Origin of the sequence: Radiobacillus sp. PE A8.2 (assembly GCF_045635475.1) — a bacterium.
Lineage (GTDB): Bacteria > Bacillota > Bacilli > Bacillales > Amphibacillaceae > JBJGXI01.
Genome location: NZ_JBJGXI010000024.1, coordinates 16,969 through 42,334 on the forward strand (window position 1 = coordinate 16,969; position 25,366 = coordinate 42,334).

20 protein-coding genes are annotated in these 25,366 nt (G+C 37.5%); 7 read left to right on the plus strand and 13 right to left on the minus strand.

Annotation, left to right across the window (positions count from 1 at the left end):
* Positions 1-93 precede the first annotated feature (93 nt).
* From kduD to ACI6MV_RS13685, 4 genes are all read left to right on the plus strand, one after another.
* Positions 94-849 carry a 2-dehydro-3-deoxy-D-gluconate 5-dehydrogenase KduD gene (gene kduD / locus ACI6MV_RS13670; RefSeq protein ID WP_407270915.1) on the plus strand — a complete coding sequence of 252 codons (756 nt, stop codon included), beginning with the start codon at positions 94-96 and terminating at the stop codon, positions 847-849.
* Between the two features lie 35 nt (positions 850-884).
* On the plus strand, positions 885-1,718 hold the full coding sequence (gene kduI, locus ACI6MV_RS13675; protein ID WP_407270869.1) for a 5-dehydro-4-deoxy-D-glucuronate isomerase: 834 nt from the start codon (positions 885-887) through the stop codon (positions 1,716-1,718).
* A gap of 118 nt (positions 1,719-1,836) precedes the next feature.
* A complete protein-coding gene (locus ACI6MV_RS13680) occupies positions 1,837-2,781 on the plus strand; it encodes a sugar kinase (RefSeq protein WP_407270870.1) in 945 nt (314 codons plus the stop codon).
* 12 nt (positions 2,782-2,793) lie between these two features.
* Positions 2,794-3,441, plus strand: a complete 648-nt coding sequence (locus ACI6MV_RS13685; RefSeq protein ID WP_407270871.1) for a bifunctional 4-hydroxy-2-oxoglutarate aldolase/2-dehydro-3-deoxy-phosphogluconate aldolase — start codon at positions 2,794-2,796, stop codon at positions 3,439-3,441.
* A gap of 81 nt (positions 3,442-3,522) precedes the next feature.
* Here ACI6MV_RS13685 and ACI6MV_RS13690 read toward each other — a convergent pair whose 3' ends face one another.
* The 7 genes from ACI6MV_RS13690 to ACI6MV_RS13720 form a co-directional block, all read right to left on the minus strand.
* A complete protein-coding gene (locus tag ACI6MV_RS13690) occupies positions 3,523-4,806 on the minus strand; it encodes a Gfo/Idh/MocA family protein (protein WP_407270872.1) in 1,284 nt (427 codons plus the stop codon).
* A 225-nt stretch (positions 4,807-5,031) separates the two neighbouring features.
* Positions 5,032-6,501, minus strand: a complete 1,470-nt coding sequence (locus ACI6MV_RS13695; RefSeq protein WP_407270873.1) for an MFS transporter — start codon at positions 6,499-6,501, stop codon at positions 5,032-5,034.
* A gap of 39 nt (positions 6,502-6,540) precedes the next feature.
* Positions 6,541-7,164: a cysteine hydrolase family protein gene (locus tag ACI6MV_RS13700; protein WP_407270874.1), complete on the minus strand. Its 624-nt coding sequence runs from the start codon at positions 7,162-7,164 to the stop codon at positions 6,541-6,543.
* A gap of 77 nt (positions 7,165-7,241) precedes the next feature.
* Positions 7,242-8,135 carry an ABC transporter permease gene (locus ACI6MV_RS13705; RefSeq protein WP_407270875.1) on the minus strand — a complete coding sequence of 298 codons (894 nt, stop codon included), beginning with the start codon at positions 8,133-8,135 and terminating at the stop codon, positions 7,242-7,244.
* On the minus strand, positions 8,122-8,892 hold the full coding sequence (locus ACI6MV_RS13710) for an ABC transporter ATP-binding protein (protein ID WP_407270876.1): 771 nt from the start codon (positions 8,890-8,892) through the stop codon (positions 8,122-8,124). The genes ACI6MV_RS13705 and ACI6MV_RS13710 overlap by 14 nt, the downstream gene beginning before the upstream one ends.
* A gap of 51 nt (positions 8,893-8,943) precedes the next feature.
* A complete protein-coding gene (locus tag ACI6MV_RS13715; protein ID WP_407270877.1) occupies positions 8,944-10,053 on the minus strand; it encodes an ABC transporter substrate-binding protein in 1,110 nt (369 codons plus the stop codon).
* Positions 10,054-10,296: 243 nt separating this feature from the next.
* Positions 10,297-10,647, minus strand: coding sequence for a DUF2294 domain-containing protein (locus tag ACI6MV_RS13720; protein WP_407270878.1), 351 nt, complete (start codon positions 10,645-10,647; stop codon positions 10,297-10,299).
* A 417-nt stretch (positions 10,648-11,064) separates the two neighbouring features.
* Here ACI6MV_RS13720 and ACI6MV_RS13725 point away from each other — a divergent pair, with 417 nt between their 5' ends.
* Positions 11,065-11,823, plus strand: a complete 759-nt coding sequence (locus ACI6MV_RS13725; RefSeq protein WP_407270879.1) for a sporulation protein — start codon at positions 11,065-11,067, stop codon at positions 11,821-11,823.
* Between the two features lie 430 nt (positions 11,824-12,253).
* On the opposite strand, the gene ACI6MV_RS13730 is transcribed toward ACI6MV_RS13725, so the two are convergent.
* Both ACI6MV_RS13730 and ACI6MV_RS13735 read right to left on the minus strand, forming a co-directional pair.
* Positions 12,254-13,081 (minus strand): amidohydrolase family protein, encoded by an 828-nt coding sequence (locus tag ACI6MV_RS13730; protein ID WP_407270880.1) that lies wholly within the window; start codon positions 13,079-13,081, stop codon positions 12,254-12,256.
* Positions 13,082-13,085: 4 nt separating this feature from the next.
* Positions 13,086-14,024 (minus strand): aldo/keto reductase, encoded by a 939-nt coding sequence (locus tag ACI6MV_RS13735; protein WP_407270881.1) that lies wholly within the window; start codon positions 14,022-14,024, stop codon positions 13,086-13,088.
* A gap of 98 nt (positions 14,025-14,122) precedes the next feature.
* On the opposite strand from ACI6MV_RS13735, the gene ACI6MV_RS13740 reads away from it, so the two are divergent.
* Positions 14,123-14,989, plus strand: coding sequence for an AraC family transcriptional regulator (locus tag ACI6MV_RS13740; RefSeq protein ID WP_407270882.1), 867 nt, complete (start codon positions 14,123-14,125; stop codon positions 14,987-14,989).
* A 6-nt stretch (positions 14,990-14,995) separates the two neighbouring features.
* Here ACI6MV_RS13740 and ACI6MV_RS13745 read toward each other — a convergent pair whose 3' ends face one another.
* From ACI6MV_RS13745 to ACI6MV_RS13755, 3 genes are all read right to left on the minus strand, one after another.
* Positions 14,996-16,009 carry a zinc-binding alcohol dehydrogenase family protein gene (locus ACI6MV_RS13745; RefSeq protein WP_407270883.1) on the minus strand — a complete coding sequence of 338 codons (1,014 nt, stop codon included), beginning with the start codon at positions 16,007-16,009 and terminating at the stop codon, positions 14,996-14,998.
* Between the two features lie 288 nt (positions 16,010-16,297).
* Positions 16,298-21,388 carry an InlB B-repeat-containing protein gene (locus ACI6MV_RS13750; protein WP_407270884.1) on the minus strand — a complete coding sequence of 1,697 codons (5,091 nt, stop codon included), beginning with the start codon at positions 21,386-21,388 and terminating at the stop codon, positions 16,298-16,300.
* A 563-nt stretch (positions 21,389-21,951) separates the two neighbouring features.
* Entirely contained in the window at positions 21,952-23,268 is a 1,317-nt protein-coding gene (locus ACI6MV_RS13755) for an alpha-L-fucosidase (RefSeq protein ID WP_407270885.1), read from the minus strand.
* Positions 23,269-23,390: 122 nt separating this feature from the next.
* Here ACI6MV_RS13755 and ACI6MV_RS13760 point away from each other — a divergent pair, with 122 nt between their 5' ends.
* The gene (locus ACI6MV_RS13760; RefSeq protein ID WP_407270886.1) at positions 23,391-24,230 is read left to right on the plus strand and encodes a helix-turn-helix domain-containing protein; all 840 of its coding nucleotides are present in this window, start codon (positions 23,391-23,393) and stop codon (positions 24,228-24,230) included.
* Positions 24,231-24,751: 521 nt separating this feature from the next.
* Here the strand turns inward: ACI6MV_RS13760 and ACI6MV_RS13765 are convergent.
* A complete protein-coding gene (locus ACI6MV_RS13765; RefSeq protein WP_407270887.1) occupies positions 24,752-25,039 on the minus strand; it encodes a hypothetical protein in 288 nt (95 codons plus the stop codon).
* Between the last annotated feature and the right edge of the window lie 327 nt (positions 25,040-25,366).

Here is a 25,366-nt window from a genome sequence, read left to right on the forward strand (position 1 = left end):
GTTTTTTGAATCAAATGGTAAAATATAAACTATATTGAACAATAATGAACAAAATTGATGAAAATTATCCAAAATAAGGAGGCTTATATTTTGATCGAATCACTATTTTCATTAAAAGGCAAAGTAGCGTTAGTAACCGGATCTAGTAGAGGTTTAGGACAAGGTATTGCTGTTGGTTTTGCAAAGGCTGGCGCCGGTGTAATTGGTGTTAGTTCCAGTAGTAGTTCAAATACAAAGGAATTAGTAGAATCAGAGGGTGCTAGATATTATGAGTTAGCTGCCGATTTAATGGACCCAATGGCTGCAAAACAGCTTGCTGCTGAAGCGATCAGTTTAACAGGTCAAGTTGATATTCTTGTGAACAATGCAGGTATTATTCGTCGAAATCCTGTCGCCGAACACTCGGATGATGAATGGTTTGATGTTATTAATATTAACCAAAACTCGGTTTTCTTTTTATGTCGAGAGATCGGTAAGCATATGCTTGAAAGAGGTTCTGGGAAAATAATCAATATCGCTTCGATGCTATCGTACCAAGGTGGATTAACTGTTCCTGGCTATGCTGCAAGTAAGCATGCAGTCGCTGGTATCACGAAATCGTTAGCAAATGAATGGGCTAGTAAAGGTTTGAATGTAAACGCTATCGCACCAGGTTACTTTGCAACGGATAACACGGCTCCAATTCGTGAAAACGAAGCACGTAAATCATCGATTGAAGCACGAATTCCACAAGGTAGATGGGGAACTCCTGAGGATTTACAAGGGGCAGCGATTTTCCTTGCTTCTGATGCTTCAAATTATATGAATGGCCACGTCCTCTGCGTTGATGGCGGATGGATGGGTTCTTAATAACTTTTTTTAAAAATAGGAAGGGGAAATAAAAGATGGAAATAAGATATGCAACGAATCCAACAGATTTTAAATCGTATGATGGGGAAAGAATTCGTAAGGACTTTTTAGTTGAAAATCTATTTACTACTGGTGAGATTAAATTGGTGTACTCTCATTACGATCGACTGATCACAGGTGGAGCAGTACCAACAAACAAACCGCTAGTATTAGATGATAAAGAAACATTGAAAACAGAGTACTTTTTAGAGCGTAGAGAAGTAGGGTTCATTAATATTTCTGACAACGTTGGCAAGGTTATCGTTGATGGTGAAGCTTATGAACTAAATAAGCGTGATTGCTTATATGTGGGTAAAGGCAATAAAGAGGTAAGCGTGGAAAGTGTTGATGCTGCAAATCCAGCGAAGTTCTACATCGTGTCGGCGCTAGCTCATACGAACTATCCAACTAAAAAGCTACCAATTGCAGATGCTGTTCCGACACACTTAGGATCTGACGAGGGATCAAACAAACGTACGATATACAAGTATATTCATGAAGATGGCATTCAAAGTTGTCAGTTAATGATGGGGATGACTTTACTTGCACCAAATAATATGTGGAATACGATGCCACCACACGTACATGATCGCCGTATGGAAGCGTATCTGTATTTCGATATGGATGAGGAATCTCGCGTATTTCACTTTATGGGGCAGCCGGATGATACACGCCACATGGTTGTCAAAAATGAACAAGTTATTCTATCACCGCCTTGGTCCATTCACTCTGGTGTAGGCACAAACAATTACACGTTTATTTGGGCAATGGCAGGCGAGAATTACACATTCACAGATATGGGTCATGTTACAATGGCAGATCTTAAATAATTTCTTTAGAGATTGAACACAGACTCTTAAATTCTACCATCAGTAGAGGGAATCCCCTCCTCTGATGGAAGTTTTTATTTTTTCATGAAAACCGACTCAATTACAGGAGCGAAAAAATATGGATGTTATTACATTAGGCGAGAGTATGGTCTTATTTAAACCAGATTCCTTGGGACCACTTAGATATGTGAATGGATTTAGTAAAACGGTCGGAGGGGCTGAGTCAAACTTAGCTGTTGCCTTGACTCGACTCGGTCATCAAGTAGGTTGGGTTAGCAAGCTCGGAAATGATGAATTTGGTCTGTATGTGCGCAATACGATCCGTGGAGAAGGGGTTGAAACTTCTCGGGTATTGTTTGATGATCATGCACCCACAGCAGTCTTTTTTAAGGAAAGAAAATCAAATCAAGACCCTAACATTTATTATTATCGCAAAAACTCAGCGGCCAGCTTGCTTCGCCCTGAGGAGTTAGATGAGAGTTATTTTAAAACTGCAAAATATCTTCATTTAACTGGTATTACACCTGCACTCAGTGATAGTTGTCGAGCAACTGTTTATCAAGCTATGAAGCTAGCAAAACAACATAATCAAACGACTGTTTTTGACCCGAATATTCGTTTAAAGCTATGGTCAAAAGAAGAGGCAAAATCTGTTTTAAACGACATCGCTGGACAAGTTGACATCGTTTTACCAGGTGTAGATGAAGGAGAACTTATGACAGGTCATAAAGAGCCTGAGCAAATTGCGACTGCTTTACTTGAAAATGGTGCAAGAATCGTTGTCGTCAAGTTAGGAAGTAAAGGCGCCTACTATGCAACGAAAGAGGAAAGTGCTTTTGTTGCTGGCTATCAGGTAGATGAAATAGTCGATACAGCAGGAGCAGGAGATGGATTTGCTGCAGGATTTTTATCTGGGTTACTACGTGGGTGGGATTTCGAACAAGCCGTTCAATTCGGTAATAAAATTGGTGCATTTGCTTTAAGTGTTGCAGGTGATATGGAAGGATACCCTTTCTGGAATCAGGTAGACCCGGAACAATCCCAACAAATAATTTCTCGATAGGAAGTGGATGCGATGATTAGTAAAGCAAGCTTAATAGATCGTTTAGTAAAGAGTGGTGTGGTCGCAGTGATCCGCCAAGTACCAATTGATGCAGTGGAGAAGGTGTGTGAGCATTTAATTAAAGGTGGCGTTAATGCTTTAGAGGTTACAGTTGATGACCCAAATGGTTATTCAATCATAAGAAATCTAACTAATCGATTTAAAGACGAAGCGATTATTGGCGCAGGAACGGTGTTAAATGCTCAGTCTGCGCAAAAAGCTATTGATAATGGAGCAGAATTTATTGTTAGCCCTACCTTAAGCGAAGATGTTATTAAAACAACATTAAGGTATGGAAAAGTTTCTGTACCAGGAGTTATGACACCTACTGAAGCACTCACGGCTTTTGAACATGGTGCAGATATGGTGAAAGTTTTTCCGGCATCCTCTGTCGGTGCTTCGTTCATAAAAAATATGAGAGGTCCACTACCTCAAATTCCAATTATGACTACTGGTGGCATCAATCTCGACAATGCGGCTGAGTTTATTGAAGCAGGGGCAGTTGCGATTGGTGCTGGAGGTAACTTAGTTAATAACAAGCTGATTAAGGAAGCTAAATTCGAAGAGATCGAAAAAATAGCAAAGTCTTATATAGAAATTGTAAAAAATGCTAGAGGTTAAGATGAATATAAAAAGTGTCAGGACTGCTAGATAGCTAGTTCCTGACACTTTTTAGTTTATATACTAATCTAGCATTGCCGATCAAATATCCAACAAATCTGCTATTTTCACAACTTGTTTTGTTCGCAATGAAATATTACCTGCAATTCCTGTTAAAATCGACATGGCCCCATCAACATGCGAAGCTGCACGGTTAAATTCATCTTCAGTTGGTTCACCAAATAAGTCCTGCAATAGCACGGTATCACCGCCACCATGGCCACCTTCACCTTCGACAACTTCAGCCTCATAAGGTTCGCCAAACATTGGCAATACTTTTATTGATTTTTCTTCCAGTTTTCCTTCATCACTTTTCGAGCCACCTGAATTAATGTATGACTGCTCACGAACTTGCATTTCTATTCTGCCTTTACTACCATTGAAAACAACAACAAAACCTTCCCATGGAAGATAAGCATTTAAAGAATAGGTTAGGATTGCTTTATTTTTATACGTAACGAGAACACCTAATGTGTCCTCAATATCGATACCATCACCAAACACACTTTGATCACGTTGGTATCCATCTTCTTCTTCTGCATCAAGGTACATCGCTTTTAGATGTGGATTCGCTTCTAAATCAATCGCAAAAGGGTCTTCCTTAGCATGCTTTGTTCCATGTGCGCGCTGGTAAAATTCGGTTACACCTCGTGCTTCTGCATTTTCTTTACCGTAATAACGGAGTCCACCAGAAGCATACACTGTTTCTGGAATAGTACCTAACCAGAAATTGACAAGATCAAAATGGTGCGTGGACTTATGTACAAGGAGCCCACCGCTATTTTTCTTATTTCGATGCCACCTACGGAAATAGTCTGCACCATGCTGTGTATCTAACGCCCATTCAAAATGGACAGAAAATACATTACCAATTACATCGTCGCGAATCAGTTCACGTATTTTTGTATTATGTGGGGCATAACGATAATTAAAAGCAACACGTACCTGATTGCCAGTTCGCTCAATCGCGTCTAAAATTGATTGTGCTTTTTCTTCATCGACTGTCATTGGCTTTTCAGTGATCACATCACAACCTAATTCAAGTGCTTTAATAATATACGTGTGATGTGTCCGGTCTACAGTTGTAACGATGACAATGTCGGGCTGTTCCTGCTTAATCATCACTTCAAATTCACTAGCTTTGTAAGTGTTAACCTTTTTATGATCATACTTTTCCTCTAAAAGTTGATTGGCATAATCCATTCTTGTTTGATTAACATCACAAAAGGCAAGCAATTGACATGTATCTCGGAAATCCTTTGTCATTGCACCATAGAAGAATTCAGCTCTACCGCCAGTACCAATGAGTACATATTTCTTTTTCATTACACCACTCCTTAAATTAATGAGTCAGGATTTAATGATCTTGTGTTACCGTTTACAATTAAGTGTTTACAACGTTGTTAATATTGATTTTAAAGGATTATTGGGGTTTGAGCAAACATTATGTAGGATCCTCAAATAACGGCAATCTTTCCCATACAAGAAAAAATCATATTATAGCCATCCAAAAATAAATAAATTTGGATGGCTAAAATACGCGTATATTAATTAAAATTCAATGTTTCCCCTACTAGCTGCTTGCTTGTTTGTAACAACAAGATAAATCATCGCAAGGATTGTCAAGCTCATCACAAATAAAAAAAAACTATGAAAGCCGAGCATCACTTGTGCGTTAGCTGGCCTATGGTCTGACAAAAGCCATTCCGTGATGGAACCTTGGACAAACATATTCATAAATGTTACACCTACTGCTGTACCCATAATCATACCGAAATTTCTAAATAGTGCGATGGTACTCGTGATAATCCCTAAGTATTGGAACGGGATATAACCAATCATTAGCTTATAGTTTGGTGATGTTAAAATCCCCATCGCAAATCCTAACAAACAAAGCAGTAAGCTAACGACCAATAGGGAAGAAGACGTTGTTAGCATGCTTAACCCGAATAATGAAGCTATCATGATGCCGAGTCCAATCATTACGACGATAAAGCTACCAAATCGATCGGCAAGCGTTCCACTTACCGGACCAAATATTGCTAATAATAGCGGGTAACTCATTAATAGTAAACCGGAAACCGACGGGGAAATATCCAATACACCGCGTAAATAAAACGGAATAACAACCATTGCTGAAAAAGTTGCCATATAACTTACCACGATAATCAAGCTACCTGAACGAACCATCGGTGGTGCGAGTACGTTTAATTGGATAAATGGGTCCTGCTTTTTTCTCACCCAGTATAGAAATAGCACGAGTGTACTAATGCCAGTAAGCGTAATTGGCCATAGCAAAGCAGTTACGCTACCTTCGCCAATTTGATTGAGCACAAAAATGATCGATGTTAGTGCTACCCCGAAAAGAGCGGCACCAATATAATCAAAAGAACGTTTTTGTTCTTCGGGATTGTCTCTCGGTATAAATCGAGTAGCCATAAGCGCAGCCGCGATTAGTAATGGCAACTGAATCCAAAACAAGACTTGCCAGGAAAACCAATTGATCAGTAAACCACCCACAGAAGGACCTAACAAAGCTCCAACGCCAACAGCGGTACCGATAATACCAAGTGCTTTTCCTCTTTTTTCCTCAGGATAGCTTTCTGTAATAATTGCCATGTTTGTTGCTTGAAGCATCGCTGCCCCCATGCCCTGGACAAACCTGGCTGCAAGCAAAAACACAAGTGAAAAGGAAAATGCTGCTAAAACAATACCAATGCCAAACACGAGATAACCGATGTTATGTATTCGTTTTTTTCCATACCGGTCGGAAAGCTTACCCATGATGGGCAAGCCGAGCATGACTGCAAGTAAATAACCGGTGACAATCCATTGGGTTATACCAAGTTGTGCTTGAAAAAATACCGACAAGTCTGGCAAAGCTATATTAACTAGCCCTGCAGAAAAGTGGGATAAAAATGTACCAGGGCAAACCGACAAAAGTAGTAGGATCGGTGCTGCAGTCTGTTTTGTTAACGGTTTGTTTGATACATATGCTCGACTTGCTTCTACCTTTCTCACAATAGTCACCTGCTTTTTTAATCAACCTAAAAGTACTGTTTAAGAAGTTGTTTGTAATGCATGCCAGCTTTGAATCACATCTTCTGATTTGCATACTGTCCCAAAATACTGATCAATATTCGTTAGCGTCATATCATGGGCGGCTTTCGAAAATGCAGCTGTACAATCAGATAACATGACAACATCATAATCTAGCATAAATCCATCGCGTGCCGTTGATTCAACACATACATTCGTACTAACACCAGTCATTATTAGGGTGTTAGTATTTAACGTACGTAATACGGAATCCAGTCTTGTGTTAATAAAGGCACTATAGCGGTGCTTAACAACAATAATATCGTCAGCTTGTGGCTTTACTTTATAAAAATCTGCTCCCCACGTGTCTTTTCTGCACACACTTGTCTGATTCGCAATTTTTAATCGTTTTACCCACGTGTCTGAATCAGTACTTGGCTCGTGAATTGTTTTTATGAAGATAACCGGCACACGATTGTCTCTTGCTTGTGCAATTAATTCGGCTAGTGGAGCGATCATTTCATCCACCATACTAACGTCTAAGCCTTGTTTGCCTAAATTACCATTTGCATCACAATAATCATTTTGCATATCGACTATTACCAAAGCCGTTTGAGCTGGGTCTACTTGTTTGTGGTCAATCATGTTAAGATACCATCCTTTTTGAATTTCAGAATCTACATGCGAGTTACCGCATGGCTAGTGCTAACTCTTGCAGTCGTTTAGTCAAAATGATACTGCTTTTGCAAAAATGCTCCAATAACATTTACGACACCGTATAAAATTGCTGACAAAATCGCTAATAGAACGATACTCGTCATGACTAAATCCATTTGGAAAACTTGGCCGCCGTAAATGATTAAATAACCTAATCCTGCCTTTGAGGATAAGAATTCTCCCATAATAACACCGACTAGCGTCAAACCAACGTTTACTTTCATCGTTGCGACAAAGTTTGGAATACTAGCTGGAAGCAGCACCATTTTCAACATTTGCCAACGGGTGGCGCCAAGCGATTGCATAAGTTTTAATTTTGATTTAGTTATTTCCTTAAATCCAGATTCAATCATAATGATTGTTACGATGATCGAGATGGCAACTGCCATTCCGTATATCGATAATCGATCTCCTAACCATATATAAAAAATCGGACCAAGAGCGACTTTGGGTAATGCATTAAGCACAACAACATAAGGGTCCATCACCTTGGACCAAAATGTAGACCACCAAAATCCAATCGCTATTACAATACCAAGAACCATCGATAACAGGAAACCGATAATTGTTTCTAAGCTCGTTACCCAAACGTGTTGATAGATAGTTCCTGTAGCAATTAATTCAAGAAAAGTAGCTACAACTTCTGTTGGACGGCTTGTTAGCATTGGATTTGCCCATTCGAAAATCGCAGATAACTCCCATAATACGAGAAATGCGATTAAGACTAAGAACCGTGATAACTGAATTTTAAAGTTATACCTTTTTATTGACTTTAAATAGTTCAGATATATACTGCTAACTGAGGAGGCAGGCCTATTAATTTCATTTGTCGCTTGCTTTTGGCTTTGGGCTGTCAAGGGATGGGACATCGTGTTCACTTCTTTCCTAAGCATGGACATGTTCTTCTAGCTCCTTCCATATTTCACTAAAATACGCATTATATTCTGGTCTTTGTCTTGTTTCGAATGGAGATGGTCGACCCCCGTTAAACGTAATGTTATAGTCCTTTTTCACTGTACTTGGTCGCTTCGACATCACAATCACTCGATCAGCCATTGCTATTGCTTCTGAAATATCATGGGTAACGAGAATGACGGTTTTCTTTTGTTCGCGAAGAATTGTAGATATTTCATCTGATAACGTTAATCGTGTTTGATAATCAAGTGCAGAAAATGGTTCATCTAAAAGTAAAATTTCCGGCTGAATTACTAATGTGCGAATTAGTGCAACACGTTGGCGCATGCCACCAGAAAGCTGTTTAGGGCTATGGTGGGCAAATTCGCCCATACCATAGCGATTGAGTAATTCAAGTGCTCTTGCTTCTGCTTCTTTAAGATCCATCCCACGAATTTCTGCTCCGACTAGTAGATTTTTTAAAACACTTCTCCATTCGAACAAATGATCATTTTGCAACATATATCCGGTTCGATCGGAAGTCTTGTTCAACGTTTCTCCGAATAAATGCACTTCACCTTCCGTTGGTTGCATAACACCGGAGATGAGGGAAAGCAAGGTGCTTTTCCCACATCCACTCGGTCCTACTATACTTATAAATTCTCCTTCTTCGATTGTAAGGTTTATATCCCTAAGCGCCTCGGTTTCTTCCTTAATGGTGAAGTAGCGAAGACTAACATCGCGTAGTTCGATTTGAGCCATCAGAACAATCTCCCCTTTCTGTAAATATCTATTATAAGTTAAGCAAGCAGTTTACTCTTCCACAACTTCTGCAAAAGTAGGATCTACCACTTCTTCGTAAGGAACTTTTTCATCTTCTCCGAGCAGTTCAAATTTTAGCAGTGTGCTTTCTAATACGTCATAATGCTCGGTAGTCATTACTGGACTGATTGGCCACGTATCTTGATTCATGTAGCGTTCGACAGACATTGTAAGTAATTCCATATCCGTTCCTTCAAAGTATGGTGCTATTACCTCTGCTACTTCTGCTGGTGAATGATCCTCAACCCATAAACGTGCTTTAAAAACAGCATCTGTCCATCGTTGGATAACATCTGGATTTTCAGCAATGTACTCCTCTGATGCGATGAATGAAGTGAAAGGAAATTCGCCAATCGCTTCCCCGACAGAAGCTGCATAATAGGCATCCCCAGAATTTATTAATTGAGATGCGACCGGTTCAAAAACTTGTATATAATCGCCTTGACCACTTTGGAAGGCACCTGCCATTGCTGGTGAACTTACGTTCGTAATTACTTCTGTATCTAATCCTTGTTCTTCAATTAACGTAGCCATTACCATTTGTGGTGCACTTCCCGGTCTCCAACCAAGCACTGTTTTTCCACTTAGATCTGACCACTCAAAATCTTCCGTTTCCTCTCTAGATAGTAGGAATGATCCATCTGTACCTGTTAATTGATAAAATATCTTCACCTTTTGAGAACCGTCTTCTTTGTTCACGAATATTGATGTTTCTGGACCTACTAAGGCAACATCTGCCGTATCAGATAAAATTGCAGCTGTACCTTTGTCTGAGCCTTGGGATGTAACCATGTCGAGAATCAAACCTTCTTCCTCAAAATAGCCTAAGCCCATTGCCACATAAGCTGGTGCATAGAAAATCGAGCGAATAACTTCAGAATAGCGAACCGTTACTTCTTCTGGCTCTTCCTCAGGCTCAGTTGCTTCGTCAGTTTCTGTATTCGATGGTTCAGCTTCATCATTTTGTTCTGAACTATCAACGTTATCTGTATTTTCCTCACCAGCAACTTCTGGTGTGTCATTACTACAACCTGCTAAAGCAATGCCTAATACAAACAAACCAATCAAAAAAATAACAGAATACTTTTTAAATTCTTGCATAATAATCCCCCTAATTTATTCGTATTTTATTTGCGTTATTTCGTTGGTGATTTTCAAGTTTGTGATGTTACATCTCTAGAACACTTCAGTAATCACCATCTCCTTCCCTTCAAAAGTCATATAAAAAGACCGCTAATCATGCATACCACAGGCCAAAATAGACTGATAGTATTCATGATAAGCGGTCCTTAGGCCGATTTATTGGCGTAAACTACCTGCAAATCATTAACCACAATACCTCTTTTAAAGAGGTTCCTTAAAGTATATGACCGTTACCGCTTTTTGCGAGTAGGGATCATAATCCTTAAGAATCGTTTCAACTGGAATACCGATTAATGTAGACAACTCATCAGCAAGCTTTGCATTCGTAATATCCATTAAATATCGATCAACAGACCTCGTTAATTCTCTGTGGTCATTATCTAAAGCTTTAAGTGCAGGTATCCGTTTGTGTGTCACAAAGATCAAAACCTTGTCACCAAGAATCTCAATCCTGTGTGAACTAATACCGATACTGAATATCTCTTGATTGATCGAATTATAGACACGAATAATATCTTGCTTGAGAGTTGCTAGCGAAAGTGTATCTTCCATAGACACTCCTTTATGTACCAAAAATTCACTACGTATTATTAGCAACTTTACATGAAGTAACAAGATCAAAGGAGGGTGGTGCAAAATTCAATGAGGATGGAAATACTAGCTCGCTCTTAATAAAGCTACAAGTATCTTTATAACTCTCATAAAAAGTGCACCTGGTTTTCAAATGAAAGTTTCTAAATTTTCTAATATTAAAGTAACACATGATTAGGACAACATCTTCTTTTTTGTAAGGAAATCTTACGAGGTATTTGGTGGAAGTGCTTACAATTAATTACTTATAGTTAAATTAGATTTGACACATATTAAGATATCTTATTTTTTCCTGAAACTATACAGTACCTCCACACGTAGATAAAATCATGAATCCTTACAATAGGATTTCTTAAAAGTTGTTAGGGGGGAAGGAGATTGTTTAAAAAATTATTAGCAAGTATGGGGATTGGAAACGCAAAGGTTGATACACAGCTAGAGAATGATCAATTAACTCCTGGTAGTAACGTAAAAGGCAAGGTTAACATCCAAGGAGGAAGTGCAGAACAGCAGGTTGACCGAATAAACGTGTTCTTGATGACTGAAGCTGTTCGTGAAAAGGATGATAAAAAGTACTATGAAAAGATTGCTATGCAAAAATATACAATAACAGATTCGTTCGTGATTGGAGAAGGGGAGGAAAAACAGGTTGATTTTGAATTTTTACTCCCAATCCAAACTCCGCCGACAATCGGTCGCACGAAAGTATGGATTCAAACAGGTTTAGATATTCCACAAGCAATTGATCCAAAAGATAGGGATTACCTTGAAGTTGAGGCGCACCCTTATATGGAAACAGTACTCAACGCATTAACGAATAATCTAGGGTTCCATTTACGTGAAGTGGAAATGGAGTATTCTAGCAGATTGGGGTATGTGCAAGAATTTGAGTTTAGCCCTTCTCCAGAGTTTCGATCAGATTTAGATGAGCTTGAGTGTGTGTTCTTTATAAGAGAAGATCAGATAGAATTAGTTCTTCAAGTGGACCGGAGAGCAAAAGGTCTAGGTGGTTTATTCGCTGAAGCAATCGGTACAGACGAAAGTAACGTGCGTGTTTCCTTTACTAAAGCTGAGTTAGAAAAAGGAACTGCACATATAGCCGGAGAGCTAAGAGGGTTGATTAGGCAGTTTGGTTAGAAATTTTTTGCTGCTCTTTTTTGAAAAAATAAATATTAGTCTAAAAAAGCAAGAGGCTGGAACAATAAATAATCTATAAATGAAAAAAGTGAAATCGCAGGCGTGATTTCACTTTCTTTCACATTATTCGGAGATATATAGGTAAAATCTTAACCTCTTGCCGCATGTTTCCGTATATTCAAGCTATTAATGCAAGAACGATGAATTTTATCAGAAGTGGCCCTTATTTTTATAAAAAATCAAAGCCGTTGAAATTTTACTTTCAACGGCTTTTTCATCTTAGATGTGGGTTTTGTCCGAGCATCAATTTTATATACATTTCAGTAAGCACTGTTGTGTTATGTGATTGGTAACGGAAACCATTACTAGTAGACATAGAAGTTAATCTTTAAGTGAAAGATCATAAATTGAATGCTAGAGAAAACCTTTATTACTCGATACCATAAAAAGCTGCACACGTGTTGCCCTCAATCAATGATTGATCCTCATCAGATAAAGAAGCGATATATCGTCTAACGATACCAATCACATCCGCGTAGCTTCCACACAGCGTGGAAACAGGCCAATCTGAACCGATCATTAATCTTTTTGGACCAAATGCATCAAATACAACATCCAAGTATTCAATAAAATCCTCGTAATTCCAATTTTTGTTTGCCTCTGTTACCATACCTGATAACTTGCAATATACATTAGGATGTTTAGCAAGGTTATATAGGTCTTCTTTCCATGGAGATATTAGGTGTTCACCAATGTTAGGTTTTCCGATATGATCTAAGACAAACTTTTGTCTTGGAAACTCTTTTACTAGTTCTAAAGCAATAGGAAGATGTTTAGGAAATAGTAAAAAATCATACGTGAGTTGGTAGTGTTCCAATAAAGATATACCTTTCCTAAAATCCTCTCGAAGCATAAAGCGATCATCCTGCTCATCATGTACAACATGCCTTACACCTTTAAAGTATGAGTTTTTTGCATACTTTTGAAGTTGCTTCTCGACCTCATCTGAACACAAATCAACCCACCCGACTACACCTTTAATGAATTCATTTTCCTCTGCTAAAGATAGAAGCCATTCAGTCTCATCTAGGCTTTGTCTTGCTTGTACGACTACAGAACCATCAAATCCTTCTTCACTTAGAGGATCACTCAGCGCATTAGGCAAAAATGATTTTTTAATCGCTGCATGTTCATCTGTCATCCATACATGTTCGTCTTTATTATATATCCAAAAATGCTGATGGGCATCTATACGCATAGATTCACCACTCCTCATTCCATTCTTTTGTTCCGCTTGGCCATGATTTATTATGAATAGGTGCTAAGATATTAAGCACTTCTTCTAACAACTCTTGATTAATAGGCTTCTCAGTATAACTTATATTTTTCAAGATGTTCTTTTCACTCGCTGTACTAACAAGCGTAGTAGGAATTTTTTCATTTTGAACGGAGAATTGAATGGCAAGCTCTGCTAAATCTGTTCCCTGTTCTTCACAGAATCTTGCGGCGCGCTTACATGTTTCCTGTATCTCTTTACTTGCCAAATGCCAGTCAGCTACTGGTCTAGTATTTAATAATCCCATTGAAATTGGAGAAGCATTTATTATGCCAACTTGCCTTTTCTCTAATAATGGAATGTAAGATAACAACGATGTATCATTCAAGGAATAGTGACAATAGGTCATAATAACATCCAGTTCTGCTTTGGATAATACCTTTTCAAATATAATTAATGGAAGACCTGAAACACCAATATATCTCGTTTTCCCTTCTTGTTTTAATTCCTCTAAAGCTGCAATCCCTTCCTCCATTACCTGCTGATAAGAGCCAAATTCTATATCATGCAATAGAAATATATCCACATAATCCGTGTTTAGTCGCTTTAAGCTATCTTCTAAGCTTCTTTTAATATGTTTTTTGGAAAAATTAAATTCTTCTACACCTAATCTTCCAGCTTTTGTAGATAGATAATACGAATCTCTTGGAATTTCCTTAATTGCTCCTCCAAGAACTCTTTCCGCTTTTGTTAGCCCATAATAAGGCGAAACATCGATATAATTGATTCCTTGGTCAATAGCAGTGTGAACAGTTCGCATAGCTTCTTGTTCATTAATATCTCTGAATACCGAGCCAAATGAGGATGCCCCGAAGCTGAGATTGGAAACAGATAATCCTGTTTTACCAAGTTTTCTATATTTCATTCTTTCTCCCACCTTTATCTGAAATAATGTATCTCTTACTATTACTTATCATTTATGACATAATACAACTATAATAAAAATCTAACTTGGTGATGCTAATGAAAGCCCATAATAAATTACATATTGATACGTCTCTATTTCCTTTTGCTTTTGTTTATAAAAATACAAAAGATCCACAAATGGAATTATCTGATCACTTTCATGATTATTATGAAATTATATATGTTTACAGTGGAAATGGTATCTTTTTTATCGATGACCATTTTTATACCATGGAACAAGGGGATATATTTGTAATCCCTAATAATACTATTCATCATGCAAAACCAGAATTTAATAACCCAATAACCTCATCCGTTATTTTTATCAGTCCTGGACTCGTATTCTCTAATAATTTGGAAGGGAATTTTTCCTTTTTACACCTTTTTGAAAGTGTGAAAAATAGTAAGGACTATAAAATTAAATTAAATACAGAACAGTCCAGTATTATGGAACACTACTTAAATAGTATTGATAGAGAACTATCTTTGTCTCAAGTTGGATATATGCAGTCTTCATTGCTATTAACACATCAAATTATTTTAAAATTATATAGAATTCAATGCAGCAGTCAAAATTATGAGTCAAGAGACTTTGATTCTCCAGGATTTTCATGGATTCTTGAAATCCTATCTTTTATTGACAAAAATCTAGGTAGTAAACTAACACTAACATACCTTTCCAATCAGGCATTAGTGAGTCCCGCCCATTTGAGTAGAGTGTTTAAAGAAAAAACCGGTATGAGTATTATAGATTATATTAATAAAAAGCGCATTCTGAAAGCTAAACACTTGTTAGCTAATTCCAGTCTCACGAATCAAACAATTGCTGATCTTGTTGGATTTGATAGTATGCCACATTTCTATAGAACATTTAAGAAATATATCGGCGTCACACCTGCTCACTATAAAAAAGATAGATGTTAATCATTTTTATAATTCTACTATTGCTTTGATTACCTTCTCTTCGGGATTCAACCAATTTGGAAATTGCTCTAGCATCTCATCAAATGAGCAATGATGGGTGTGAAATCCGTTAATCGTGATCTCACCAGTACGCATTTTTTCTATAGTGTATTTAAAATCTTGCTGGTTAGCGTTTCTACTTGCCAGCAAAGTGATCTCCTTTTTATGAAAATCCGGATCAAAAAAAGTTATATCCTTATTCATTAAACCTACGAATACAAGTGTCCCACCATGGGATACATACTTGAAGGATTGATTCATAGATAGCTGGTTACCAGTAGCATCAAATACTTTTGTAGCTAGTTCACTCTTCGTAATTTGGGACAATTGATCTAATCCGTCCTCTAAGACGTTTATAGTATCATCTACCTTAGCCCACTCTCGACTAACTCGAAGGCGATCATCATTCACATCCATACTAATAACACGTGCTCCCATCAGTTTTGCTATTCGCATAACGCCAAGACCGATTGGACCACATCCAATGACTACTACAGTTTCGTTTTCGCTTATGTTTGCTCGCCTTACCGCGTGTGCACTTATCGACAGCGGTTCTACTAGTGCTGTCTGTTCTAATGAAAGTCCTTTTGTGCTTAAAAGGTTAGTTTCTGGTACAGACAAATACTCACACATTCCGCCATCTTTATGCACACCTATGACCTGCATATTCTCACAACAATTTGTTTTTTCATGTCTACAAGCGATGCATTTGCCACAATTCAGATAAGGAATGACAGTTACTTGGTCACCTTTGGACCAACCAGTTACACCTTTTCCTAATTCTTCAACTGTACCAGCTAATTCATGGCCAAGCACTCTTGGATAAGTGAAGAAAGGTTGATTCCCATTATATGCATGCAAGTCTGTACCACAAATACCAATTCTTTTAATTTTTATTAGCACTTCTTTTTCTAATGCATGAGGCGTATTTACTTCCTTCATTTCAAATTTCTTCGGTTGTTCACAAACTATGCTCTTCATCATTTACACTCCTCACTGATCCTAAAGGGATTAATATAGTTTCAATTAACAATAATTTTATTCAAAAATAATTATTATTCAAATTGCGTATATTAGCATATATATACTATATTTTGATATAGTTCTTCGGATTGGGTCTTAGCTATATCTTTCAACTGATTTAAAAGCCCCCTAAGAATCAGGAGGCTTTTCAAATCCACTTTTGATCCTAATCAATTTCAATATGATTTTTCTGTTATACGCATAAATATAGTAGGGATTAATACCTCCAAGCTATACATTCTTACATTATGAAATTGACTTATTCATTAATTTTCTTCTAAATACTAACAATAGTCCACCAGCTAAAGTTACTAGCATACCGATTGCTAATAGATTAAAGACATTTGATGCTGTATCTGGCAGTTCTTCATTATCTTCTGAATCGTTACCTGCATCAGTGTCATCTGATTGCTCAAAAATACCGTATTTACTAAAGTGATTCACTTCCGCATAAACTTTTCCATTTACTTCATCGTAACTAATTATATCGAAGTATTGTATTTCACCATTTTCATCAATATAACCTAGTTTAAGATTTGCAACATCTGACACGGTTGAAAAATCTACTGTAAATGCTAATGTAACTGGATTCGTGAATTGCGAGATAACATTTCCATCTTCATCTTCATCTTTAATTGTAATATCAAATACTTTACTAACTGCACTACTATAGTCAGCTGAAACATCTTCAATCGAGAAAGTCAATTCGCGATCATTGCCAAAATTGCTTATAGGAATTTTGATATTTATTCCATCTCGATTCAACGATAGTACTGCGTCAGCATCTAATGAACTCCACACATCTTTAGCGATTGTTACTTCTGACACATTATCAATAGTCAATTCTTTTGATTCACTATTATAATAGTTAGATAGATTTTTCAACGTGATGTCAGCAATACTATTATCAGAACCGTCAGAAGGGTCTGGGTCTGCAGGGTTCGTTTCATCGTCATTTATCCATTTTGCATACAACGTCGTATCTTCTGTGATAGGCGTTGTAAAATCAAATGAATTAGTCAACTCACTATCACTATACCAACCATCAAACTCGTGTCCTTCTTTAACTGGGGCATTCGGCTCTACTGCAGATGCTCCATGAGTGACTGTTTGACCGTCTAATGAATTACCTCCGTTGGTATTGAACAATACGTTATATGAAAGGGCATTCCACTTTGCGTACAAGGTTGTATCTTCTGTTATTGCTTGAGTAAAATCAAATGCTGTTGACAACTCATTATCGCTATACCAACCGTCAAACTCATATCCTTCTTTAACTGGGGCATTCGGCTCTACTGCAGATGCTCCATGAGTGACTGTTTGACCGTCTAATGAATTACCTCCGTTGGTATTGAATAATACGTTATATTGAACGGCATTCCACTTTGCGTACAAAGTTGTATCTGCTGTTATTGCTTGAGTAAGATCAAATGCTGTTGACAACTCACTATCGCTATACCAACCGTCAAACTCATATCCATCTTTCGTAGGTGCTGCTGGTTCAGTTACCAATTCTTTATAAGCAACTGTTTGGCTTTCAACTTCCGTACCACCATTCTCATTAAACGCAACCGTATATTGTAAAGGATTCCACTTTGCGTACAACGTTGTTTTTTCTGTTATTGGTGAACTGAAATCAAATGCAGTCGTTAATTCGCTATCACTATACCATCCATCAAACTCGTATCCTTCTTTTGTTGGAGTTTCTGGTTCAGTTACAGTTTCATTCTGTCTCACCTTTTGACTTGTTACATCCGAACCTCCCTTAGTTTCAAAACTAACATTGTATGAAAAGTATTTTTCTTCAAAGTAGTTGTTTAAATCAGCCAGTTCCGACTCTTCTAGTGGTTTATCAAAGATAAGTATCTCTGCAATTTCACCTTCATAAAAAGAAAAATTATCTCCAGCCTGTGCCATTCCTATCCAACCTGTTGTTGAATTGTTTGCAAGCGGAACTTGTTTTCCGTCTTGAGTCTGCACAAGTTCACCATCGACATATATATGTTCTTCTTCTCCGTCTTTTACAAACCCAGACACCGAGAACCCTAATTCTGGTTCAGGTCTCTCATAAGTAACTGAGTTCCAACTTTGTCCCGTACCAAAACGACCTAATACTCTATCTTGGAAAGGTGTAAAATATATTTTCCCCCAACTTCCAGCTTCATGAAAATATATTGGAGAATGTGAATCACCATTTTCACTTTTTCCGTCATTTGTCGTGTTTGATTTACTAACAATAAATATACTTGCGCCTTCTAAACCATTCAAATCAAGTGGCGAGAATTCCAAATAACTTTCTGTACCATTGAATTGAAGAGCATTATTTCCATTTATAGTGTCTTCAATTAGTAACGGCTTGTTCTCAGTTGTTTCTTGCTTTGCAATTAAGCCGCTCTCTGATTGGTCATTCCACTCTGAAACGCGTCCTTGATCATCAGTGGTAATTCCTTTATTTGCATCAAACCAAAGTACTTTTCCATCACTAGGTGGTAAAGTTCCAGCAGATACATAAAGTGTTGTATCGGAACGGCTTAATACATTTTTATTTTCATCTAACACCGCGATAGAATAGATATCCGGTACAAGTGGTGCAGTAATGGTTTGCTGATCACCATCAATTCTGATCATTTGTGGGCCTTCCTCAATAACTGTTGTAACCTGCGGTAAAATCCAAATAGATTTTGATGGATCATTTAAATTTTCAGCAAGCTCTACTTCAGCTCCTGGTAAAACATACTTATCAGTTAATAATAATCTATTTGCTTCTGTAACATCTGCTTCAAAATTTATCGTTACTGGCTCCATACCAAAGCTGCTTGTAGCAACTAATGTATAGCTTCCAGCTTGTGTGATTTGATGATCGTCTTCGATTTCAACATCGTTTAATGTATACGTATAATTATCATTTAACTGAAGGCGAAGTGGTGTCTTTTGTGAAACCCAATATGTTTCACCTTCTTGAACATTTGCAACTTGATCTCCGATGTATAATGTAAATTCAGAAGGTTCGGAGACAGTTCCGTTTTCATATTTAATATACAGTTTATACTCCCCAAGTTCTTCTGGTGTCATCATTGTCATAGAATCGCCATTTGCCCGAGTCATTGTATCTGATTCTGCAAACTCTTCTGTACCAGCAGGAGCAAACCAAATTTCATCCCCACTATTGAGCACACCATTTATAGGAATTACTCCTGATGAAGAGACCCTAACATTAGATGGAAATACTCTTTCCGTATTATTAATTAAATCTTGACTAACTAAATGCATATATTCATTCTCTAGTCCTGCATTCATCACAACTTCATAACCCATTACTGGCCAGACATAATTTTCATCTACAAATTGATTTTCAACTGTTGTATTAGGTGCACAACATAACATTCTTGAGGTGTTTGAAAAGCCGTCTCTTACTTTAAGGTCATGTTTTCTACCAAACTCTTGAATTTCATATACAGATCTGATTGCGTTTGTTATAACATTTTGTTCCATTTCGATATATGCGCTTCCTTCGTCAGGGTGAATACCATTAACCCACCTTGATCCATCTGCAACATTTTCATTTCTTGATACATTCAAATAATTATAGGAAATCTCTGAACTCTGAGTCCAGTCATCATTACCTTGTTGACCTAACGTGTAAATTGCACCACAATCGTGAAGAATTCGTCCTATTTCTTCCACCCGATTGTAGTTGATAAAGTTCTCTTTTGAAGTTTGAGTTGGTTTTCCAGGAAGAATAGATCCTGCAGAACCGTCAAAGTTCCACCAACCCCATCCAATACTCATACCACTATACGCTGCTCCGTATATAAAATTGTTCTCTACAAACATTCTTTGCGTATAAAAAGAAGTAATAGGGGCATGTCCGGCGAAAAGGCTTCCGTTATTATACATAAAGTTATTTTGTATTTTAATATCCTTTGGTACAGACTCAGTACCATTTTTGTATTTTTCAAGTGAAGAACTAGCTTTACCATTTAATTGATATTCAGGATTATTCCAATCATTTTCATAAACATGTTGAGGGTGCCCTACAACAATTCCAGCTCCGCCAGTCTCATAACTTACGTTTCCTGATATTTCGATATCCTCTACATCATTTTCGACCGATATCCCTACTGCGCCAGTCAAGTTAATAGCACCATCTTTTACCTTAATATCCCTTGCAGAATCTATTCGAATTGCAGCAGGAAACAAATCGTAGTTACGATATAAATCATTGTGCCAATTAGGGTCTGCAAAAGCTGTTACGATTGTTGCAGCTTGAACAGTTGCCAAACCACTAGATCCTTCTAGTTCGTATAGATTAAAATCTGTATGGGCAAATGTTATTCCATTAAATTCGATATTTCGAACTTGATCTGTACTTGGATTTCCTTCCATATTTACTAACGTTTCTAAAGTTGGAACGACAACGTCAGCACTGTCCATATTCTCTCCATCACGAGGATAATAGAACAGCGTTTGATTCTCTCTGTCGAAATAAAATTGTCCTGGCTTATCTAACCATTCAAACACGTTGTAAACTACTTGCTGGCCGTTTGGTCTATATGGCGACCAGTTAATTCTTTGAGCAAGTGCTCCATATGGTTGTTGTAAAATTGCCGCAACTTCACCATTTCCTAAATCTTCAATATTGTCAACGCTTACAAAAACTTTGTTCCAAGTCATCGTTGTTTCTAGCTCAATATCTGATTGATTACGAGTACTTGCAGGTAGATCAGTTGCATTGAATTTTGTACCTGCTGCAGTTGTTCCACTTTGCCAAGCCCAGTCAGCTTGACCTTTCTCAATTGTATACGTACCATAGGACCCTGGTGAGTTCAATGTTTTACTCGTCATATAAGCTCTCTCACCATTAACATATAACGCTCTTAATTTTTCATCTCTATCTAAACTAGTTTTATACAAATTTGGATTATCTTCATCTCTTTCCCAGCCTGTCACAGCTTTCCCACCGCTTAAAACTGGTTTTTCTCCTGGATAGGCTGCGTATTTGATGAAATGTCCGTTTGTTCCTGAATCCTCTTCGTTAAACTCGATAGTTTGATCAAGATAATAAGTACCTTCTCTCAAATAAACGACAATATCTTCAGTCATGTTATCATTCTGAGATCGAACTTCTTCACGTGCTTTCTCGACTGTCTTCCAAGGTTCTTCCAAAGTTCCCGGATTGCTGTCGTTCCCATCTGGTGATACATAGTAAGAACTATTAGTACCACTGTCAACAGCCTGTACTTTAATTGATAAACCAGGGGAGAACAATGTAAACAACATAATGAATGCTAGAAAACCACTTGTCCATTTTGTTCTCGTATTCTTCATTTTCATCATTTCCAACCTCCTTGTTATGTTTTTACACTTAAAATTTTAATAATTTCGACATTTTGAATGATAGGTTGATACCCTTATATATTTTGTAAAATAAAAAGTAATGAACTTATGTAGGATAAATGTGAAATATTACTTTAGGCACGTGCCTCACCTCCTTACAAATATACACTTCTTAAATTTTACTAATGCTTTCATTAATAGTTTTTTTAACATGAACAGTAATTCTTGTATTTAATATAATTCTTTGTGAGCACAACGAAATCTTATTGTGATGAATATTCCGATATATTATGGACGTACAATTCTAGTTTTACAAAAAGATGATTTCACTTTAATTATTCTTACTTTAAAAATGAAAGATCAAATAGATCAAAGCAATACATTGTTAGTATTTCACTTTATGATTTTATAACGTGAGATACTGAAGTACTTGAAAACTAACTTTTTTGTACAGGCTAACATTCTATCGGACTGTAATGGAGTAAAGACCTTCTCACCGCTACCATTGTGAAAAGGTCCTGACTTATACTCCGTTTTATTCATGTTGTTCCTCATCCTGCTCCTTATTTCTTCAAAGTCAGCTGTATGACTGTATCCCGCTTATCAGGAAGGGGATAAGTATGATGCTCAGGTTTGTCCAGACTGACAAATGCATCATTTGGATACATTGTCGTATTCCAAGGACGAAAAACTGAAACTTCCGAACCGTCGGAAAGCAGTCTTCCATGTTTCACATGCCCGGCAAGTTCAGGCATATTGATTGCACCGATACACTCTTCAAAGACATGAGCATATAATCGATCACCATTTCTCGTATACCTGCCCCATTCCGGCTTCGGAAGACTTGCATCACCGCATCCGTATATGCTTTCCCCGTTGCGAGATAGCCATTCACCTACTTCTGTAAGAATTGTTAACGATTCCTGGGGTATCTTTCCTTTCGCATCAGGCCCAACGTTTAACAGTAAGTTACCGTTCTTGCTGACACACTCCACCAATTTACGAATAATCGTTTTAGCCGATTTATAAGTGCGGTCACTTGCTACGTATCCCCAATTATTGTTCAGGGTAATATTTGCTTCCCAAGGGATCGATTCACCATTCTCATTCATGACTCCACCAGGAGGAATCATTTGTTCCGGTGATGCGTAATCTCCCGAATAAAAAGTGGGTTCCTTCGTATAGATACTGCCCGTTTCCTCGCCACTTGACTCCAAACGGCTATTGATAATGATATGCGGTTGAAGGGAACGGATCATTTTAGTCAATTCCGTAGACTTCCATGTTTCTCCTATCATTTCCTCATACGCAAAATCAAAAAACATAATATCGATTTTGCCATAGTTAGTTAGTAATTCGCGTACCTGTCCATGCATGTAGTCTACATATCTTGAAATCTGGGATTTCTCTCTTTTAAATTCTGGATTATCTCGCATTGGATGAAATTTATCTTCATATGCGGGATAATCCGGATGATGCCAATCCAGTAGGGAATAATACAATCCAACCTTGAGACCTTCCGCACGAAAGGCGTCAATAAATTCCCGAACAAGATCTCTACTTGCTTTTGTATTCGTTGATTTATAATCCGTCAATTCGCTGTCAAATAAACAAAAACCGTCATGATGCTTGGCAGTTAACACTGCGTATTTCATCCCAGCATTTTTGGCTGCTTTTGCCCACGACCGAGGATCATACTCGATTGGATTGAATTCATCAAAGTACACTTGATAATCCTCTAACGTCATTTTCTCAAGGCTTCTTACCCATTCACCTCTCGAGGGAATCGCATACAATCCCCAATGAATGAACATCCCGAATCGGTCCTGTAAAAACGATTGGGAGCGCTCTCTTATTTGTTCTAACGAATTTGTGTCCATGTCTTTCTCCTCCTCTAATGGTGAATTGAATCTATACTAAGTTTAACGACAATATGATATAATTTATAGGTATACAATTAGCTTCTGACAGGAACAAATTAACTTTTTGGAAGGTGAACAAAATGGAATCTGATTCTGTGGACCAGGTTATGGACGATCTTTTGAAGAATCTTCAGGTTGAACCGATAGAGTCTTTTTATACAGAATGCCTGCCTGAATGGAGAGAGTTGGACTATACACCAACCTATAATAAATTCTACTTTATATGTGAGGGAAAAGGCTGGTTGAAAATTGGAGACCAGGAAATTCGGCCTGTTCCGGGCGAACTGTGTTTGATGCCGGCACTTGTTCAACAATCTTATTCTGCTGTCAATGATCGCCCTTTCCATAAATATTGGTGCCATTTCACTGCGACGCTCGCCGGGCTTGAATTGTTTCAATGGCTGGATGTGCCCTATAGTGTTAACGTTCGTAATAGAGATGAACTGGAGCATTTGTTTCAGCAATTAGTTCAGCTGCATGCAGAACCATCGTTTGTTCGCCGTTTTCGTGAGAAAGCTTTAATTCTTGAAATCATTGCGCTGTACCTAGATTCGGTTCCTTTACGTTTTCATTCTGATAAAATTGAGGAGCTTGAACGGTTGAACCGATTACAGAACTTCATCGAACAAAATCTGGCTGAGCCTTTGTCGTTGGATCAAATTGCAAAACACGTTCATCTTCATCCAAATTATCTCATTCGCTACTTTCAAAAATACTTTGCCACTACCCCGCTTAAATATGTGAACCGAAAAAAAATGGAACAAGCGAAAATCCTGCTCAGCACCACGTCATCGCCAATTTCAGAAGTTGCTTCCCAGGTTGGATATTCCGATGCGAATCATTTTGCCAAGGCATTTCGACGCGAAACAAGCTTCAGTCCAAAAGAGTTTCGCATGCGAACTGGTCGTTTAGAGAAATGATATACATGGACATATACAGCGGGTTCATGTTATATCAGGTAGAATTGTCCATTAGATTAGACGTAATTTTACATATAATGATTTCTGCAGTTAAAATAAAGTAAAAACAACCATGAACCCATACGATTACAGGATTCATGGTTGTTTCTATCATGTCAAAAAGTTGTAGTGTAAGTCACCTTTCTTAACCCACCCTAATTTTTTCTCCTAATAAAAGATATTTCCCAAAAAAACTATTACTAATTCTTTCTTGATTCTCGCCAAGCACTTCATCATTAAAATAAAACAGATAATAGTTTTCTTGTATATGGCTACAGGATTTTAGACTATCAATTATGGATGTAATGAAAGATCTTCCTGTTAAACGCTTTTCCAAAATTGTTGCAACCACAATGCAAACAAAGTAAGTAAGGAAATGAGCTTCAGTGCGCTCATGTCTAGAAAGATAGATTGGTCTGTTCTCTAAAATACGTTTCGTGACTTTAAATGACTCCTCAATCTTTCATTGGCCACTGTATATTTCAATAAATCTGCTCATTGTAGTACTGATACTCGCTGGTCATAATAGCATAGTAACAATCCAATTCCTCTTCTTTTCGTTGAAAATTATTAAAGTTTGCCACTTCCAAGTATCGCGCCTGACTTATCAAAAAATAAGATTCTTTTTTTAAAATTTGGAAGTACCGACGACGTTGTGCTGTTGTATTTGGAAGGATTGTCAACAAGATCGTTGGCTTTTTCCATTGCTGCTGAGTCTGCTTTTGCTTTTTGAGCGTATACTCTCCTATGTAATACAACCTGTTTTTCATCTGCGGTTTTAATTATCTTTTTACCACTTTTGATTGTTACAGTGATGAAGATAACGGAAACCAATTAGAGTATGAAAGGTATAGGGGTAGGTGTTTAATATAAGTGCTGTAAAATTAGGATATACATGGACACGTATACAGCGGATTCATGTTATTCTGGTAAAATGTCCATAAGATTAGACGAAAATCTACATATAACGCTTGAGAGCTTTAACCTATAATAAGACTAATCAACTAATGAATGCGCTAACATGAGGATTATGCATAATAAATGTCAGAAACAAGGAGGGTAGTTGGGATATTCTGTTAATTGATAATTTTGAAAAT